This is a genomic window from Lentzea sp. NPDC036955, from assembly GCF_055608005.1.
The window spans coordinates 447354-464720 of record NZ_JBVJRC010000001.1; the positions used below are offsets into that span (position 1 = coordinate 447354).

At 70.4% G+C, this 17367-nt stretch carries 16 protein-coding genes; 1 reads left to right on the forward strand and 15 read right to left on the reverse strand.

Translation table 11 applies throughout. The annotated features are described in order from the left end of the window. The 14 genes from ACZ7CF_RS02155 to pyrR form a co-directional block, all read right to left on the reverse strand. A partial coding sequence (locus tag ACZ7CF_RS02155) for a primosomal protein N' family DNA-binding protein (protein WP_470368597.1) occupies nt 1-738 on the reverse strand: 738 nt, incomplete at its 3' end. Nucleotides 739-813: 75 nt separating this feature from the next. Continuing rightward, nucleotides 814-2760: a phosphocholine-specific phospholipase C gene (locus ACZ7CF_RS02160; protein WP_470368598.1), complete on the reverse strand. Its 1947-nt coding sequence runs from the start codon at nt 2758-2760 to the stop codon at nt 814-816. Between the two features lie 170 nt (nt 2761-2930). Then, nucleotides 2931-4133, reverse strand: coding sequence for a methionine adenosyltransferase (gene metK, locus ACZ7CF_RS02165; protein ID WP_360387093.1), 1203 nt, complete (start codon nt 4131-4133; stop codon nt 2931-2933). 37 nt (nt 4134-4170) lie between these two features. Further along, nucleotides 4171-5424: a bifunctional phosphopantothenoylcysteine decarboxylase/phosphopantothenate--cysteine ligase CoaBC gene (coaBC, locus tag ACZ7CF_RS02170; protein ID WP_470368599.1), complete on the reverse strand. Its 1254-nt coding sequence runs from the start codon at nt 5422-5424 to the stop codon at nt 4171-4173. A 172-nt stretch (nt 5425-5596) separates the two neighbouring features. Further along, on the reverse strand, nt 5597-5875 hold the full coding sequence (gene rpoZ / locus ACZ7CF_RS02175) for a DNA-directed RNA polymerase subunit omega (protein ID WP_045313812.1): 279 nt from the start codon (nt 5873-5875) through the stop codon (nt 5597-5599). Between the two features lie 3 nt (nt 5876-5878). Then, nucleotides 5879-6475 carry a guanylate kinase gene (gene gmk / locus ACZ7CF_RS02180; RefSeq protein ID WP_360387088.1) on the reverse strand — a complete coding sequence of 199 codons (597 nt, stop codon included), beginning with the start codon at nt 6473-6475 and terminating at the stop codon, nt 5879-5881. Then, complete coding sequence (gene mihF / locus ACZ7CF_RS02185) at nt 6472-6789, reverse strand: integration host factor, actinobacterial type (protein ID WP_053733390.1); 318 nt, start codon at nt 6787-6789, stop codon at nt 6472-6474. The genes gmk and mihF overlap by 4 nt, the downstream gene beginning before the upstream one ends. Before the next feature lie 295 nt (nt 6790-7084). Then, nucleotides 7085-7897 carry an orotidine-5'-phosphate decarboxylase gene (gene pyrF / locus ACZ7CF_RS02190; RefSeq protein ID WP_360387085.1) on the reverse strand — a complete coding sequence of 271 codons (813 nt, stop codon included), beginning with the start codon at nt 7895-7897 and terminating at the stop codon, nt 7085-7087. Then, nucleotides 7894-11196 (reverse strand): carbamoyl-phosphate synthase large subunit, encoded by a 3303-nt coding sequence (carB, locus tag ACZ7CF_RS02195; protein ID WP_458433340.1) that lies wholly within the window; start codon nt 11194-11196, stop codon nt 7894-7896. The genes pyrF and carB overlap by 4 nt, the downstream gene beginning before the upstream one ends. 1 nt (nt 11197) lies before the next feature. Continuing rightward, complete coding sequence (gene carA / locus ACZ7CF_RS02200) at nt 11198-12310, reverse strand: glutamine-hydrolyzing carbamoyl-phosphate synthase small subunit (RefSeq protein WP_360387079.1); 1113 nt, start codon at nt 12308-12310, stop codon at nt 11198-11200. After that, complete coding sequence (locus ACZ7CF_RS02205) at nt 12307-12813, reverse strand: PH-like domain-containing protein (RefSeq protein ID WP_360387076.1); 507 nt, start codon at nt 12811-12813, stop codon at nt 12307-12309. Before ACZ7CF_RS02205 ends, carA begins: the two co-directional genes overlap by 4 nt. Next, the gene (locus ACZ7CF_RS02210; RefSeq protein WP_458433341.1) at nt 12810-14090 is read right to left on the reverse strand and encodes a dihydroorotase; all 1281 of its coding nucleotides are present in this window, start codon (nt 14088-14090) and stop codon (nt 12810-12812) included. The genes ACZ7CF_RS02205 and ACZ7CF_RS02210 overlap by 4 nt, the downstream gene beginning before the upstream one ends. Continuing rightward, a complete protein-coding gene (locus tag ACZ7CF_RS02215; protein ID WP_360387070.1) occupies nt 14087-15019 on the reverse strand; it encodes an aspartate carbamoyltransferase catalytic subunit in 933 nt (310 codons plus the stop codon). The genes ACZ7CF_RS02210 and ACZ7CF_RS02215 overlap by 4 nt, the downstream gene beginning before the upstream one ends. Further along, nucleotides 15016-15588, reverse strand: coding sequence for a bifunctional pyr operon transcriptional regulator/uracil phosphoribosyltransferase PyrR (pyrR, locus tag ACZ7CF_RS02220; protein WP_360387067.1), 573 nt, complete (start codon nt 15586-15588; stop codon nt 15016-15018). Before pyrR ends, ACZ7CF_RS02215 begins: the two co-directional genes overlap by 4 nt. A gap of 257 nt (nt 15589-15845) precedes the next feature. Between pyrR and bldD the strand changes: the two genes are divergently transcribed. Beyond that, nucleotides 15846-16334 carry a transcriptional regulator BldD gene (gene bldD, locus ACZ7CF_RS02225; protein ID WP_030471611.1) on the forward strand — a complete coding sequence of 163 codons (489 nt, stop codon included), beginning with the start codon at nt 15846-15848 and terminating at the stop codon, nt 16332-16334. A gap of 135 nt (nt 16335-16469) precedes the next feature. On the opposite strand, the gene ACZ7CF_RS02230 is transcribed toward bldD, so the two are convergent. Continuing rightward, entirely contained in the window at nt 16470-17285 is an 816-nt protein-coding gene (locus tag ACZ7CF_RS02230; protein ID WP_470368600.1) for a sigma-70 family RNA polymerase sigma factor, read from the reverse strand. Nucleotides 17286-17367 lie beyond the last annotated feature (82 nt).

Consider the following 17367-nt stretch of genomic DNA (forward strand, 5'->3'; position numbering starts at 1 on the left):
GCCGGTCGGCTCAGGAGTCGTCGGCTCAGTTTCGGCGGCCTCGGGACCAGCGGACTCGGCTTCGGCGGCTTCGGGGCCAGCGGACTCGGCTTCGGCGGCTTCGGGGCCAGCGGACTCGGCTTCGGCGGCTTCGGGGCCAGCGGACTCGGCTTCGGCGGCCTCGGACTGGATGGGCTGGGAGCCGACGGTCGCGGAGCCCGCGTCCTCGGAGCCGGCGGCCTCGGAGCCGGCGGGGCGCTCGCCGGTGGCGTCAGCGGCAGCCGCCTCGGGGCCGTCGGGCTGATCGCCTTCAGCGACCGTCCCCACCCACGCCGGGTCCTGCGGCAACGGTGCCGGTTCGCCGGACGGCGCTGCCTCCGCGCGGGCGTGCCGGGGCGGGATCGCGAGCCGCAGCACGTCGATCATGCCGCCCGCGTACCGGTCGGCGACGGCGCGGGCCAGCGCCGCGATCTCGGGCGCCAGCACCGGTTCCGACGAGATGACCTTCTCGATGAAGGCGAGCTTCTTCTCGTACTCGGTGCTGTCGACCCGCTCCAGCAGGTACCCGTCGACCACCTGCCCGGCGAACCGCACGCGCACACGACAGCCGGGGACCGCGGTGGTGTCCAGATCGGACGGAACCGCGTAGTCGAAGGGGCGGTCGAGGTGCGCCAGCGGCACGTCCACGACGATGCGCGCAACCGGCAGCGTGTCGGCGGGGACGCGCTCCCCGCGGCGTGCTCCGGTCTTCGTGCTCATGTCCACTGGTGTATCAGACGGGTCCGACACTCACGAACAGGGTGGCGAACGCCCAGGCGAGGACCGGCGCCGACCTCAGCCGGAGATCGACTCCTGGCCGTTCTCGATGTGACCGCACAGCCGCCGGCGGAACCGCGGCTCCTCCTCCACCGCGACGGTCAGGTCGTACCAGCCGGAGTTCAGCGCGGTCAGCCACGGGATCACGTGCCGGTGACCGGGGCGCACGACGACCCGCCGCCGGCCCAGCACGAACGTCAGCCGCGAGCGCCCGGTGTTCTCGAACGTCAGCGTGAGCACACGGCTGTACCCGCGCACCGACGACGACACGCGCGCGGTGTCGGACGCGGCACCGGTGAACTCGCGGCGGAACCCGTTCGGGCCCAGCAGCACCAGGTCGTGGTCTCCCGCCAGCTCCACCGACTCCGAGCGGGCGACGTCGAAGTGCTGCGGCAGCGCGAACTGGCCGGAGTACGGGTACAGCGCGAAGTGCACCGACGCCGTGCCCGCGTTCGACATCTCCAGCCGTGACCCGCGCAGTGATGCATCGGGCTGATACGGCAACGCGCGCGCACGGCGACGTCCTGCCTCCTGTTCCGGCATCTTCTGCTCGGACGGCGGCGCCGGCCGCCAGCGCGGTGTCGCGGGCGGGACCGGCGCGGGTTCGCCGACCTCCGGCCACGTCCGCCACCGGTCGAAGTCGAACGCCGAGGTCAGGTCACCGGTCACGGTCCGGCGCCAGGCGGAGACCTCCTCCGAGCGCACCCCGGTCCACTTCTCCAGGAACTGCGTCATCGAGGTGTGGTCGAACACCTGCGAGCACACGTACCCGCCGACCGACCACGGCGAGACGACGGTCATCGGCACACGGGCGCCCAGTCCGAGCGGTTTGTCGCCCACGTACTCGTCGGTGACCGACAACGGCGGGCGCGGCGGCGGCACGTGGTCGAAGAAGCCGTCGTTCTCGTCGTAGGTGATGAACAGCACCGTCGACTCCCACACGTCCTGGTTCGACGCCAGCGCGTCCAGGACCTGGTAGGTGATCGAGGCCGACGCGGCGGGCGAGGACGCGCCGGGGTGTTCGGAGTCCACTGAGGACGGCACCAGGTACGACACCGCGGGCAACCGGCCGGAGCTCACGTCCGCGCGGAACGCCTCCCCCAGCCCGCCGGGCCGCACCCGCCGCAGTCCCCTGTCGTACAACGACTTCTCCGCCGGGGTCAGCTTCGACAGGTCGATCGCGCCGATCAGCGCGGGGTCGCCGGTGCCGTAGAGCTTGTCGAGCGACTTGAACCCCGCGGGCAGCACCTTGCGCGCGATCTCCTTGAACCGCGCGAAGAACTCCAGGTTGTTGTCCTGGAAGTTGTCGTGCTCCTGGTACACCCGCCACGACTTCCCCGCCGCCTCCAGGCGTTCCGGGTAGGTCGTCCACGTGTAGCCGGCGTGCGTGTCCTCGCTGTAGGCCGCGTTCCCGGTGGCGCGCGTGCCGTTCGGCTCGAAGCCGGTGTAGCCGGACATCCAGTAGTTGCGGTTCGGCGAGGTCGAGGACGGCACCGAGCAGTGGTAGGCGTCGCACAGCGTGAACGTGTCGGCGAGCTCGTAGTGGAACGGGATGTCCTGGCGCGTGTAGAACGCCATGGTGGCGCCGGTCTTGGCGGGCACCCAGTTGTCGTTCCAGCCGCCGCGCAGCGCCGAGTGGCCGCCGTTCCAGCTGTGGTCGAGGTCGCCGATGTACTGGACGTCGCGCCCGGAGGCGGCCTCGCGGACCGGGAACGGCAGCACCCCGCTCTGGTCGAACACGCCCTTCAGCGCGTTGCGGTCGGAGAACCCGCGCACGCCCCGCAGCGACCCGTAGTAGTGGTCGAACGAGCGGTTCTCCTGCATGAGCAGGACGACGTGCTTGATCGCCCGCAGCCCTCCCGACCGGGGTTCGCGGGCGAGCGCGGCGTACACCGACGGCGGCAGCAGCGTTCCGGAGGCGGCGGCGACGGCGGCGGCCATGAACCCGCGACGAGAGAGCGACATGAACGCAGTTTGTAGCTTCCCGACGTGAAGCGGAACCGTCCCGTACATGAACAACGCCGCCGCGGCCGCCGGTCACCACGCCGAGGCAGCCCGGCCGGGAGGCGGAAGTGTGCCCGAACGGGAACGGCCCGCTTCCCCTGAGGGCAGCGGGCCGTGCTCCGTTGGACGGCTCAGGCGCCGGCGGCGGCGCGCAGGGCCTCGGCGCGGTCGGTCGACTCCCAGGGGAGGTCGACGTCGGTGCGGCCGAAGTGGCCGTACGCGGCGGTCGGGGCGTAGATCGGGCGCAGCAGGTCGAGGTCGCGGATGATCGCGGCCGGGCGCAGGTCGAAGACCTCGGTGATGGCCTGCTGGATCTTCTGCGGGTCGACGGTCTCGGTGCCGAAGGTCTCCACGAACAGGCCCACCGGGGCGGCCTTGCCGATCGCGTAGGCGACCTGGACCTCCACGCGCGTGGCCAGGCCCGCGGCGACGGTGTTCTTCGCGACCCAGCGCATGGCGTAGGCGGCGGAGCGGTCGACCTTCGACGGGTCCTTGCCGGAGAACGCGCCACCACCGTGCCGCGCCATGCCGCCGTAGGTGTCGACGATGATCTTGCGGCCGGTCAGGCCCGCGTCACCCATCGGGCCGCCGATGACGAAGCGACCGGTCGGGTTCGTCAGCAGCCGCACGTCGGCGGTGTCGATGCCCAGCTCGGCGACCTCCGGCGCGACCACGTGCGTGCGCAGGTCGACACCCAGCAGCTTCTCCAGGTCGATGCCGTCGGCGTGCTGCGTGGAGATGACCACCGTGTCCAGGCGCACCGGCTGGTCACCGGCGTACTCGATGGTGACCTGCGTCTTGCCGTCCGGGCGCAGGTACGGAACCGTGCCGTCCTTGCGGACCGCGGTCAGCCGGCGCGACAGGCGGTGCGCCAGCGCGATCGGCAGCGGCATCAGCTCGGGGGTGTCGGTGCAGGCGTAGCCGAACATCAGGCCCTGGTCGCCCGCGCCCTGCTTGTCGATCTCGTCCGCGGCGCCCTCGACGCGCTCCTCGAACGCCGTGTCCACGCCCTGCGCGATGTCCGGGGACTGCGCGCCGATCGCCACGTTCACACCGCACGAGTGGCCGTCGAAGCCCTTCGCCGACGAGTCGTAGCCGATCTCCAGGATCTTCTCCCGCACGATCGTCGGGATGTCCGCGTAAGCCTCGGTCGTGACCTCACCCGCGACGTGCACCTGACCCGTCGTCACCAGCGTCTCCACCGCGACGCGGGACCGGGGGTCCTTGGCCAGCAACGCGTCCAGGATCGAGTCGCTGATCGCGTCGCAGATCTTGTCGGGGTGTCCCTCGGTCACCGACTCACTCGTGAACAGCCTGCTGCTGTGCTGGCTCACGGACACTCCTTCGTTGCGGGTTCGACTCCGGGAAATACTACTGAGACTCAGTCAAGCGAGCGCTAACCGCGTCCCACACCGTGGCAGCCACTTGCGCTTTCGGCCCATGCGGGATAGGCGTCTCCGCGCCCTCGGCGGAGAGCAGCCACCCGGCGTTGTCGTCCTGCTCGAACGCCTTGCCGTCGCCGACCGCGTTCACCACCAGCAGGTCGCAGCCCTTGCGCCGCAGCTTGGCCCGGCCGTAGTCGAGCACGGACGTCGTCCCGTCACCGGTCTCCGCGGCGAACCCGACGATCACCTGGCCGTCCCGACGTGCGGAAACGAGCTCCACGAGGATGTCGGGGTTCTTCGCCAGCGAGATCGGGTCCGGGTCCGCGTCGGTTTTCTTGATCTTGTGTCCGGTCAGCGCGGCCGGGCGGAAATCGGCGACCGCGGCGGCCATGACGACCACGTCCGCGTCACCGGCGATCTTGTGCATGGCGTCGCGCAGCTCCACGGCGGAGCCGACCCGGACCAGGTCGACACCGGCCGGGGTGGTCAGGTCCGCGGTGTTGCCGGCGACCAACGTCACTCGCGCACCGCGTTGCGCCGCCACCCGTGCGAGCGCGTAGCCCTGCTTGCCCGACGAGCGGTTGCCGATGAACCGCACCGGGTCGAGTGGTTCGCGGGTGCCACCGGCCGAGATCGCGACGTGCACGCCCTCCAGCGTCCGCCGCAGGGCGTCGCGCCGGGTGAGCAGCAGGCGGGCCAGCTCGACGATCTCCGCGGGGTCGGGCAGCCGGCCCTTGCCGGTGTCCTTGCCGGTGAGGCGGCCGCTCGCCGGTTCCGCGACGACGACACCGCGGCTGCGCAGCAGCGCCACGTTGTGCTGGGTGGCCGGGTGCTCCCACATCTCGGTGTGCATCGCGGGCACCAACAGGACCGGGCAGCGCGCGGTCAGCAGGGTGTTCGTCAGCAGGTCGTCGGCCAGGCCGTGGGCTGCCTTCGCGATCAGGTTCGCCGTGGCGGGGGCCACGACCACCAGGTCGGCGTTCTGGCCGAGCTTGACGTGCGGCACCTCGTGCACGTCGTCGAACGGGTCCGCGGACACGACCTGCCCGGACAGCGCCTCGAACGTGGCGGCGCCGACGAACTTCAGCGCCCCCTCGGTGGGCACCACGCGCACGGAGTGCCCCGACTCGGTGAGCCGGCGCAGCACCTCACAGGCCTTGTACGCAGCGATGCCCCCGCCAACCCCGAGAACGATCCGGGGCTTTGCGGGGGCATCAGAGCCATTCACAGCGGAAGTCAAAAGCTCTCCTGAGAGGAACGACCGAGGAGGTCACGCCTCACGACGGAGGGACCCCGCTGGGGGTCCGGGGCGCAGCCCCGGCTGGGGTGTGGGGGCTCGGCCCCCACAAGACACTTCGAAGCGCGACGGCCTGCGCTTTCCGCAGGCACGCATCACCCCAGCGTCTTCGAACTCACTCGCCTTCGGTGTGCTCGAGCAAGCCGGCGTGGATCTCGCGGAGCGCGATCGACAGCGGCTTCTCACGCGGGCCCGGCTCGACGAGCGGGCCGACGTACTCGAGCAGGCCCTCGCCGAGCTGCGCGTAGTAGTCGTTGATCTGGCGGGCACGCTTCGCTGCGTAGATCACCAACGCGTACTTCGAGCTCACCTGCTCCAGCAGGTCGTCGATCGGCGGGTTGGTGATGCCCTCCGGGGAACCGGTCAGGTGACCGAGCTCGGTGTGGGTGATCACTCGTCAAACTCCTGAGATTCGTGGTCCGACCATCAAGGATAGCAAGTCGGCCGCGGCCGATTGCACGTCGGCGTTCACGACGACCTCGTCGAACTCTTTTTCGGCCGCCAGCTCCTCGCGGGCGATGGCCAGCCTGCGCTCGACGACCTCCGGGTGCTCGGTGCCCCGGCCGGTGAGCCGGTCCACCAGGTGCTCCCACGAAGGCGGGGCGAGCATCACGAGCTGGGCTTCCGGCATGGCCACGCGGACCTGCCGCGCGCCCTGCAGTTCGATCTCCAGCAGGGCCGGTCGTCCGGCGGCCAGGGCCTCCTCGACCGGCTTGCGAAGCGTTCCGTAGCAGTTGCCGGCGAACTCCGCGTGTTCGAGGAACTCACCCGCGTCGACCATCTGCTGGAACTTCTCGCGGTCGACGAAGTGGTAGTGCACCCCGTCGGTCTCGCCCGGCCTCGGCTTCCTGGTGGTCGCCGAGACGCTGAAGTAGATGTCGGGCTGCTGCCTGCGCAGCTCCGCCAAGACGCTGGACTTGCCGACGCCCGACGGCCCGGACAAGACGGTGAGCCGGGGACGGGCAACGCCCGTCCCCGGCTCGAGGCCACTCACTCGCCGCTGAACTCGGTGAGGAGCGCCTTGCGCTGGCGGTCGCCCAGGCCACGCAGACGACGGCTCGGAGCGATCTCGAGACGCTCCATGATCTGCTGCGCACGCACCTTGCCGACGCCCGGGAGGGCCTCCAGCAGGGCGGACACCTTCATCTTGCCCAGGACCTCGTCGCTCTCGGCGGCCTTGAGCACGTCCGTCAGGGTCGTGCCGCCGCGCTTGAGGCGCTCCTTGAGCTCAGCCCGAGCGCGACGAGCGGCAGCAGCCTTCTCCAGCGCTGCGGCCCGCTGCTCCTCGGTAAGCTGGGGAAGAGCCACGATTTCCTCCGTGGTGTGGATTCTTTTCGGATCGGTGCCGCGACCGTACCGACCGCAATTGCCTGAGTACAACGTGACCCAGTCAGGTAAATCTTCAGCGGCCATCTGTGATGCGGCGGGTGGTAGTAGTACCAACACCCCCCGGCCGCCTGATCACCGCCACCGGCAACTCGTCGCACACCCACAGTGTGCTATGAGGCCGGTGACCAGCGGGGCAGCCGGTGGGCTGGACCCTACCAACACAAGTTTCCCCAGGTGAGCGCGCCACACCCCAAAAGACGTGGCGCGCCCCTCCTCAGAGGCTGTCCTGGACCCTCCGTACGGCGCTGACCAGCGACGATACGTCGGGTCCATGCTTGAGAACATCTCGTGAAGAAGTCGGCAGAACGCCGCGCATGTCGGACCCGAAGAGCCGTTTTAGATCAGCGACCGAGCCGCCCTGAGCACCGAAACCGGGTGCCAGAACCGGGCCGTTGAACCCGGAGAGGTCCACGTCCGTTTCACCGATCGTGGCACCCACGACGAGACCCACATCGCCGCACGGAGAAATGCCGGAATTCCGAGCCGTGGCGAAATCGATGATCGTCTGCGCCACCGTTCGCCCGTCCGGAGCAACCGCGCGCTGGACCTGTGCACCCTCCGGGTTCGAGGTGAGCGCCAGCACGAACACGCCCCGGTCGTTCGCCCGTGCCGTGTCGAGCGCCGGCTGCAGCGAGCCGAAGCCGAGGAACGGCGACACCGTCACCGCGTCCCCGGCCAGCGGCGAGCCCTCGGCCAGGTACGCCTCGGCGTACGCGGCCATGGTGGAGCCGATGTCGCCGCGCTTGGCGTCGACGAGCACCAGCGTGCCCGAGTCGCGCAGCTCGGCGATCACGCGCTCCAGCACGGCCACCCCGCGCGACCCGCAGGCCTCGAAGAACGCCGCCTGGGGCTTGACCACCGCCACCCGCCCGCCGAAGGCCTCGACGGCCGTCAGGGCGAACCGTTCGAGGCCCTCCGCCGACCGCGAGAGGCCCCACGCGTCGAGCAGCGCCGGGTGCGGGTCGATGCCCACGCACAGCGGCCCGTGCGCCTCGACGGCCTTCGTGAGCCGTTCGCCGAAGGTCATTTCCCACCCCGCAGCGACGCCTGGAGCGCCTGCAGGGGCTGGACCCCGATGTCACCGCGGATGAGCGCCTCGATGCCGTGCACGGCCGCGGCGGCGCCCTGGATCGTGGTGACGCACGGGATGTCCTTGGCCACGGCGGCGGTGCGGATCTCGTAGCCGTCGACGCGGGGACCGCTGTTGCCGTACGGCGTGTTGAAGATCATGTCGATCTCGCCGTTGAGGATCATGTCGACGACGTTGCCCTCGCCCTCGAAGTGCTTGCGCACCTCGGTGCACGGGATTCCGTTGCGCTTCAGCACCTCCGCGGTGCCGGCCGTGGCGAGGATCTGGAAGCCCAGGTCCGCCAGGCGCTTCACCGGGAAGATCATCGCGCGCTTGTCGCGGTTGGCGAACGACACGAAGACCTTGCCCGCGGTGGGGAGGGAGCCGTAGGAGGCCGTCTGCGACTTCGCGAACGCCTTGCCGAACGACGAGTCGATGCCCATGACCTCGCCGGTGGACTTCATCTCCGGGCCCAGCAACGAGTCCACGCCGTGGCCCTCGGGGGTGCGGAAGCGGTGGAACTGCATGACCGCCTCCTTCACCGCGACCGGTGCGTGCTCGGGCAGCCGGGCGCCGTCACCGGTGGCCGGCAGGATGCCCTCCTCGCGCAGCTCCGCGATCGTGGCGCCGAGCATGACCCGTGACGCGGCCTTGGCCATCGACACGGCGGTCGCCTTGGACACGAACGGCACCGTGCGCGACGCGCGCGGGTTCGCCTCCAGCACGTACAGCACGTCGTCCTTGAGCGCGTACTGGACGTTCAGCAGGCCGCGCACGCCGATGCCGCGGGCGATGGCCTCGGTGGAGCGGCGGACGTTCTCGATGTCGGAGGCGCCCAGGGTGATCGGCGGCAGCGCGCAGGAGGAGTCACCGGAGTGCACGCCGGCCTCCTCGATGTGCTCCATCACACCGCCGATGAACACCTCGTCGCCGTCGCACAGCGCGTCGACGTCGATCTCGATGGCGTCGTCGAGGAACCGGTCGACCAGCACCGGGTGCTCTGGCGTCACCTCGGTCGCGCGGGCGATGTAGCCCGACAGCGACTCCTCGTCGTAGACGATCTCCATGCCGCGGCCGCCGAGCACGTAGGAGGGGCGCACGAGGACCGGGTAGCCGATCTCGTCCGCGATCTCCTTGGCCTCGGCGAACGACGTGGCGGTGCCGAACTTCGGCGCGGGCAGGCCGGCCTCGGTCAGCACCTTGCCGAACTGGCCGCGGTCCTCCGCGAGGTGGATCGCCTCCGGCGTGGTGCCCACGACCGGCACACCGGCGTCGGCCAGGCGCTTCGCGAGGCCCAGCGGCGTCTGGCCGCCCAGCTGCACGATCACGCCGGCGACCTCGCCGGAGCGCTGCTCGGAGTGCACGACCTCCAGCACGTCCTCGAACGTCAGCGGCTCGAAGTAGAGGCGGTCGGAGGTGTCGTAGTCGGTCGACACCGTCTCCGGGTTGCAGTTGACCATCACGGTCTCGTACCCGGCCGCCCGCAGCGCCATCGCCGCGTGCACGCAGGAGTAGTCGAACTCGATGCCCTGGCCGATGCGGTTCGGGCCGGAGCCCAGGATCAGCACCTTGGGCTTCTCGCGCTGCTCGGCGACCTCGGACTCGGCGTCCGGGTCCAGCTCGTAGGCGCTGTAGTGGTACGGCGTCTCCGACTTGAACTCGGCCGCGCACGTGTCGACCGTCTTGTAGACCGGGCGCACGCCCAGACGGTGCCGCAGCGCGCGCACGCCGTCCTCACCGGCCAGCTCCGGCCGCAGCACGGAGATCTGCCGGTCCGACAGACCGGCGCGCTTCGCCTTGCGCAGCAACGACTCGTCGAGCACCGGTGCGTCGAGCAGCTCCTGGCGCAGCGTGCCGAGCCACGCGATCTGCTCGACGAACCAGGGGTCGATGCCCGAAGCCCTGTGCACGTCCTCAATGGACGCACCGAGCCGCAGCGCGCGTTCGACGGTGTAGAGCCGGCCGTCGTGACCGCGCTCCAGCTGCTTGAGCGTGGAGTCGAGCGTGACGCCCTCGGGGTCGGGCTGCGTCCAGAAACCGACGGACTTGGTCTCCAGCGACCGCAGCGCCTTGCCCAGCGCCTCCACGAAGTTCCGGCCGATCGACATGGCCTCGCCGACGGACTTCATCGTCGTGGTCAGCGTCGGGTCGGCGCCGGGGAACTTCTCGAAGGCGAACCGCGGCGCCTTGACGACGACGTAGTCGAGCGTGGGCTCGAACGACGCCGGGGTCTCGCCGGTGATGTCGTTGGTGATCTCGTCGAGGGTGTAGCCGATGGCGAGCTTCGCGGCGATCTTGGCGATCGGGAAGCCGGTCGCCTTCGACGCCAGCGCCGAGGACCGCGACACGCGCGGGTTCATCTCGATGACGACCATGCGGCCGTTCTCGGGGTGGATGGCGAACTGGATGTTGCAGCCGCCGGTGTCGACGCCGACCTCGCGGATGACCTGGATGCCGACGTCGCGCATGTGCTGGTACTCGCGGTCGGTCAGCGTCATCGCGGGCGCGACCGTCACCGAGTCACCGGTGTGCACGCCCATCGGGTCGATGTTCTCGATCGAGCAGATGACCACGACGTTGTCGTTGCGGTCGCGCATGAGCTCGAGCTCGTACTCCTTCCACCCGAGCACGCTCTCCTCGATCAGCACCTCGGTGACCGGGGACTCCTCCAGGCCGATGGCCGCGAGGCGCTCCAGCTCCTCCGCGGTGTAGGCCATGCCGGAGCCCAGGCCGCCCATGGTGAACGACGGCCGGATGACGACCGGCAGGCCCAGCTCGGCGACGGTCTTGCGGACCTCGTCCATCGTGGTGCAGACGGCCGAGCGCGGGACCTCGGCGCCGATCTTGCGCACCAGGTCCTTGAAGATCTGCCGGTCCTCGCCGCGCTGGATGGCGTCGACGTTCGCGCCGATCAGCTCGACGTTGTACTTCTCCAGCACGCCGCGCTCGTGCAGCGCGATCGCCGTGTTCAGCGCGGTCTGGCCGCCCAGGGTCGCGAGGATCGCGTCCGGGCGTTCCTGCGCGATGACCTTCTCCACGAACTCGGCCGTGATCGGCTCGATGTAGGTGGCGTCGGCGAACTCGGGGTCGGTCATGATCGTCGCCGGGTTGGAGTTCACCAGGCTGACCCTGATGCCCTCCTCCCGCAGCACCCGGCACGCCTGGGTGCCGGAGTAGTCGAACTCGCAGGCCTGGCCGATGACGATCGGGCCGGAGCCGATGACCAGGATGTGCTTGAGATCAGTCCTCTTGGGCATGTCAGCGGCCGCCGTTCATCATGGTCACGAACTCGTCGAACAGGGGCGCGGCGTCGTGCGGACCGGCCGCGGCCTCGGGGTGGTACTGCACGGAGAACGCCGGTGCGTCGAGCAGCCGGACGCCCTCGACGGTGCCGTCGTTCGGGCAGTAGTGCGACAGCACGGCGCGGCCGAACTCCGAGGAGAACTCCTCGCCCGGCGTGCCCTCCAGCGCGAACCCGTGGTTCTGCGAGGTGATGGCGACCTTGCCGGTGGCCACGTCGATCACCGGGATGTTGATGCCGCGGTGGCCGTAGCGCATCTTGTAGGTCCCGCGGCCGACGGCGCGGCCGAGGATCTGGTTGCCGAAGCAGATGCCGAACAGCGGCAGCTCGCGGCCGAGCGCCTCCTTGGTCAGGGCGATGGCGTGGTCCTGCGTCGCCGGGTCGCCGGGGCCGTTGGAGAGGAAGAGACCGTCCGGGCTGACCTTGAGGATGTCCTCGAACGTGCTGGTCAGCGGCAGGACGTGCACCTCGATGCCGCGTGCGGCCATCATCCGCGGGGTGTTGGACTTGATGCCCAGGTCGAGCGCGGCGACGGTGAACTTCTTCTCGCCGATCGCCTCGACCACGTACGGCTTGTCGGTGGTGACGTCGACCGCGAGGTTCGCGCCGACCATCTGCGCGCTCGCCTTGACCTGCTCGACCATCGACGTGTCGTCGGTCAGCGCCGAGCCGGAGAACACACCGGCGCGCATCGCGCCCTGCTCGCGGATGTGGCGGGTCAGGGTGCGGGTGTCGAGGCCCGCGATGCCGACGACGCCCTGGTTCGCGAGCTCCTCGTCGAGACCGCGCCGGGAGCGCCAGTTCGACGGGGTGCGTGCGGGGTCGCGGACCACGTAGCCGGCCACCCAGATCTTCGTGGACTCGTCGTCCTCGTCGTTCCAGCCGGTGTTGCCGATCTGCGGCGCGGTCTGCACCACGATCTGGCGGTGGTAGGAGGGGTCGGTCAGGGTTTCCTGGTATCCGGTCATGGCCGTGGAGAACACGACCTCGCCGAGCGAGACGCCGGTCGCTCCGTACGCCTCACCGCGGAAGACGCGACCGTCTTCCAGCACCAATGCCGCGTTCGTCACGCCTTGCCCTCCGTGTTGATGGGGTCGTGGCCCAGAGCCGCGACCCACTCGTCGTAAACGTCCTTGTCGTCACCGCGGAACCCGGTGTCGAAGAGGTGGCCCTCGTTCTCCCACCGCAGCACCAGCAGGCCCTGCTCGCTGAACATGACCTTCCCGGCCAGTCCGCGGTCGGTGCGCGCGTCCCGGACGGACGCGGCGGGGATGAACAGCGGTGTGGCGCCGGTGCGTTCGATCGCGACGCCTTCCGGCACCAGGCTCAGCACGGCCTCCGCGCGGTGGCCGATGTCGCCGACCTGGATGCGGTCCTGCCAGTTGCCGGCGTTCGTCGTTCCGACGTAGACGCCCGTGGTCGTGAGCCTCGGCGTGCCGAGGGCCTGCGGCGGGGCGGGGAACGCGGGCAGGCCGGCCTGCTGGCGCTGGCGGCGCTTCCAGCCGTGCCACATGCCGTACACGCACAGCGCGAAGAACACGAGGACCGCCACGGAGAGGAGCACGCGGGTCATGGCGCAATCCTCCCCGCGAGTGCGGTCACGCGGCCACGCAAGATGGTGGCCGTCACCGCGCCGGGCAGCTCCATGCCCTCGAACGGGGTGTTGCCCGCGATGCTCGCGAGCTCCGCCCCGGTCACGGTCCACGTCGCGTCCGGGTCGACCAGCACCAGGTTCGCGGGCTCGCCGACCTCGATCGGACGGCCCTGGTCGGTCAGCCCGGCGATCTCGGCGGGCTTCTCGCTCATCACCCGCGCGACCCCGCGCCAGTCCAGCAGGCCGGTCTTCACCATCGTCTCGACGACGATGCCGAGCGCGGTCTGCAGGCCGAGCATGCCGGGGCGGGCGGCGGACCACTCGCAGTCCTTGTCCTGCACGGCGTGCGGGGCGTGGTCGGTGGCGACGCAGTCGATCGTGCCGTCGGCCAGCGCCTGGCGCAGCGCGTCCACGTCGGTCTGGGTGCGCAGCGGCGGGTTGACCTTGTTGACCGGGTCGTAGGTGCTCAGCCGGTCGTCGGTGAGGATCAGGTGGTGCGGGGTGACCTCGGCGCTGACCCTGGTGCCGCGGGCCTTGGCCCACTTCAGCACGTCGGCGGTGCCGGTGGTGCTGACGTGGCAGACGTGCAGCCTCGCGCCGACCTGCTGCGCGAGGATGCAGTCGCGCGCCACGATCGACTCCTCGGCGGCGGCGGGCCAGCCCTGCAGGCCGAGCCTGCTCGCGTTCTCGCCCTCGTGCGCCTGCGCGCCGACGGTGAGCTTCGGCTCCTCGGCGTGCTGGGCGATGACGGCACCGAGCGCCTTCGAGTACTCCAGCGCCCTGCGCATGATCAGCGGGTCGTGCACGCAGTGGCCGTCGTCGGAGAAGACGCGGACGTTCGCCTTGGACTTGGCCATCGTGCCGAGCTCAGCGAGCTTCTCGCCCCTGAGGCCGACGGTGACGGCGCCGACCGGGTGGACGTCGACCAGGCCGACCTCCTGGCCGCGGCGGGCGACGTGCTCGACGATGACGGCGTTGTCGGCGACCGGGTCGGTGTTGGCCATGGCGAAGACCGCCGTGTAGCCACCGAGAGCGGCGGCCCTGGAGCCCGTCTCGATGGTCTCGGTGTCCTCGCGGCCGGGTTCGCGCAGGTGGGTGTGCAGGTCGACGAAGCCGGGCAGCAGGACGGCGCCGTTGCCTTCGACGACCTCCGCGTTCTCGTCCGTGCCCTCGGCGATGACACCGTCACGGATCAAGACGTCACGCGGTTCCCCCTCGCCGTAGGGACGCACTCCCTTGAGCAGCAGGGGTTTCACGCGGTTTCCTCCTCGTGGGCAAGCAGGTGGTACAGCACGGCCATGCGCACGTGGACACCGTTGCGGACCTGCTCGGTGATGGCGGCCTGCGGGCTGTCGGCGACGACGGAGGCGATCTCCATGCCGCGCAGCATCGGGCCGGGGTGCAGCACGACGGCGTGCTCGGGCAGCAGCTTCAGGCGCCGCTCGTTGAGGCCGTAGGCGATCGAGTACTCGCGGGAGCTCGGGAAGAACCCGCCGGTCATGCGTTCGGCCTGCACGCGCAGCAGCATCACGGCGTCCTGCGAGGGCAGCTCGGCGTCGATCTCGTGCGACACCGCGACCGGCCACTTCTCCACGCCCGTGGGCAGCAGCGTGGGCGGGGCGACCAGCGTGACCTCGGCGCCGAGCGTGGTCAGCAGGTGCACGTTCGAGCGGGCGACCCGGCTGTGCAGCACGTCGCCGACGATCGCGACCCGGCGGCCGTCGAGGCTGCCGAGGCGGTCGCGCAACGTCGCCGCGTCGAGCAGCGCCTGCGTCGGGTGCTCGTGCATGCCGTCACCGGCGTTCACCACGGACGTGCCGGTGTGCTTGAGCCAGCCCGCGAGCCGGTGCGCCGCGCCGGAGGCCGGGTGCCGCACGATCACGCAGTCGGCACCCGCGGCCTGCAACGTCAGGGCGGTGTCGCGCAACGACTCGCCCTTGTTGACGCTGGAGCCGGAGCTGCTGACGTTGATCACGTCGGCGGACATCCACTTGCCGGCGATCTCGAAGCTCACGCGGGTGCGGGTGCTGTTCTCGTAGAACATCGTGATCACGGTGCGGCCGCGCAGCGTCGGCAGCTTGCGGACCTCGCGGCCGAGCAGCGCCTGCTTCAGCCGGTCCGCGGTGTCGAGGATCGCGATCGCCTGGTCGCGGTCGAGGCCGTCGGTGGAGAGCAGGTGCTTCACTTCAGCACCACTCCGTCGCGGCCGTCGAACTCCTCGAGCATCACGACGACGTCCTCGGTCTTCGACGTGGGCAGGTTCTTGCCGACGTAGTCCGCCCGGATCGGCAGCTCGCGGTGGCCGCGGTCGACCAGCACGGCGAGCTGCACCGCACGGGGGCGGCCGTGGTCGCGCAGGGCGTCGAGCGCGGCGCGGATGGTGCGGCCGGAGAACAGGACGTCGTCCACGAGCACGACGAGCTTGTCGTCGATGCCGCCGTCGGGCAGCTTCGTCGTCTCCAGCGGCCGCGTGGGGCCGCGGCGCAGGTCGTCGCGGTAGAGCGTGATGTCGAGGGTGCCCTCGCCGACCGACTTGCCGCAGAACTCGGTGATCTTGGCGGCCAGCCGACGGGCGAGAGGGGCTCCCCTGGAGGGAATACCCATCAAGACGACATCGGGTGCGCTGGGTGCATCGAGAGCGGTCTTCTCGATGATCTGATGGGCCATTCGGGCGACAGTGCGCGCGACATCACCGGCCGAAAGGATCTCGCGATCCCCGGCCGGATCCGTCGCGCCACGTTGACGTGACGCCACGGCTGGACCTCCTTCCCCGCCTCACTGGACGGGTCCTTAAAGGACGTCGGACACCTAGTGACAACTAGGCTGACCTGCACCGTATCACCTGTGGACGGTCAACCATCCGAGTGGTGTCGCACGCGTGGCGAGCGTCTCGTCCTGAGATCAGCTTGACCTGCCGACCACGGCGAGTAATCATTACTCTGCGTATCGATCTAAGCCTCCCCGCAGCACCGCCGTACTGCTGACGGGGCGAATGAACGGAGAACCGCCACATGGGCGACTACGCCAAGGCGCTGGGGGCCAAGCTCCGCGCTATCCGCCAGCAGCAGGGCCTGTCCCTGCACGGCGTCGAGCAGAAGTCCGGCGGTCGCTGGAAGGCCGTGGTCGTCGGCTCCTACGAGCGCGGTGACCGCGCGGTGACCGTGCAGAAGCTGGCCGAGCTGGCCGACTTCTACGGGGTCCCCGTCGCCGAGCTCCTGCCGGAGGGCCGCGTGCCCTCGGGTGCCGAGCCGGCCACCAAGATCGTGATCAACCTCGAACGGCTGCAGCAGCTGCCGGTCGAGAAGGTCGGCCCGCTGGCCCGCTACGCCGCGACGATCCAGTCGCAGCGCGGCGACTACAACGGCAAGGTCCTCTCGATCCGCACCGAGGACCTCCGCTCGCTGGCGATCATCTACGACATGACCCCCGGCGAGCTCACCGAGCAGCTCATCGACTGGGGCGTGCTGCCTCCCGAGGCCCGTCCGGCCAAGGAAGACTGAGCACCCCCAGGTCTTCACGCACAGTGGCTCCCGTGCCGTCCTGCTGGTCGCCCTCAGGACGGCGCGGGAGCCACTGCTGTTACTCCATCACTCGTTCGGGTGACAACGGCACCCGGTTCCGTCTCCGGTGCGTGATCACGCCGGGGGCACCAGCGCGGCGAGCTGCGCGCGGTCCTGGATGACGTGGATCGCGACGATCCGGTCGTTCTGGACCGTGAAGGCCATGAGCGAGAACAGCTCGCCGTCCACCCACGTCGCGAAGCCGGCCTCGCCGCCGATGAGCACCTCGCGGATTCGCGCGGTGGCCGCGAGCCTGCGGAACGCGCTCGCCCGTCCCGCCACGGCACGCGCGCCGACCACGTCGAGACGGCCGGCCCGCAGCGTGACCTCGGGGTGCAGCACCGCGATCAGGCCTTCGAGGTCCCCCTCCGACGACGCCCGCAGGAACGCGTTCACGACCTCGCGCTGCCTGGGCACGTCGACGTCGGGCCGCGGCTTGCCCTGCACGCGCTTGCGCGCCCTGCTCGCCAGCTGCCGCGTGGCGGCGGGCGTCTTGCCGATCAACGGCGCGATGTCGTCGAACGGCACCGCGAACATGTCGTGCAGCACGAACGCGAGCCGTTCGTCGGGCTTGAGGGTGTCCAGCACGATCAGCATCGCGAGCCCGACCTGGTCCTTCGCGACCGCCCGCTGCTCCGGCCCCTCGGCGGCGTCGACCACCGGGTCCGGCATCTCGTGCGCGTGCTCGCGGCGGTCCCGCAGCATGTTCAGGCACACGCGGGCGACGACCGTGGTGAGCCAGCCCCGCGGGTTCTCGACCTCGGCGGTGTCGGCCCGCTGCACGCGCAGCCACGCCTCCTGCACCGCGTCGTCGGCCTCGGCGAACGACCCCAGCACCCGGTGGGCGACGGCCCGCAGCCGGGCGCGCTCCTGCTCGAACTGCGCGATCACGACTTCCCCCTGTGGCCGGTCCCCCGAGCGTAGTCCGGAAGATCCTCCCGGCGGGGCCCGTCCCGGCCGATGACATGCTGGT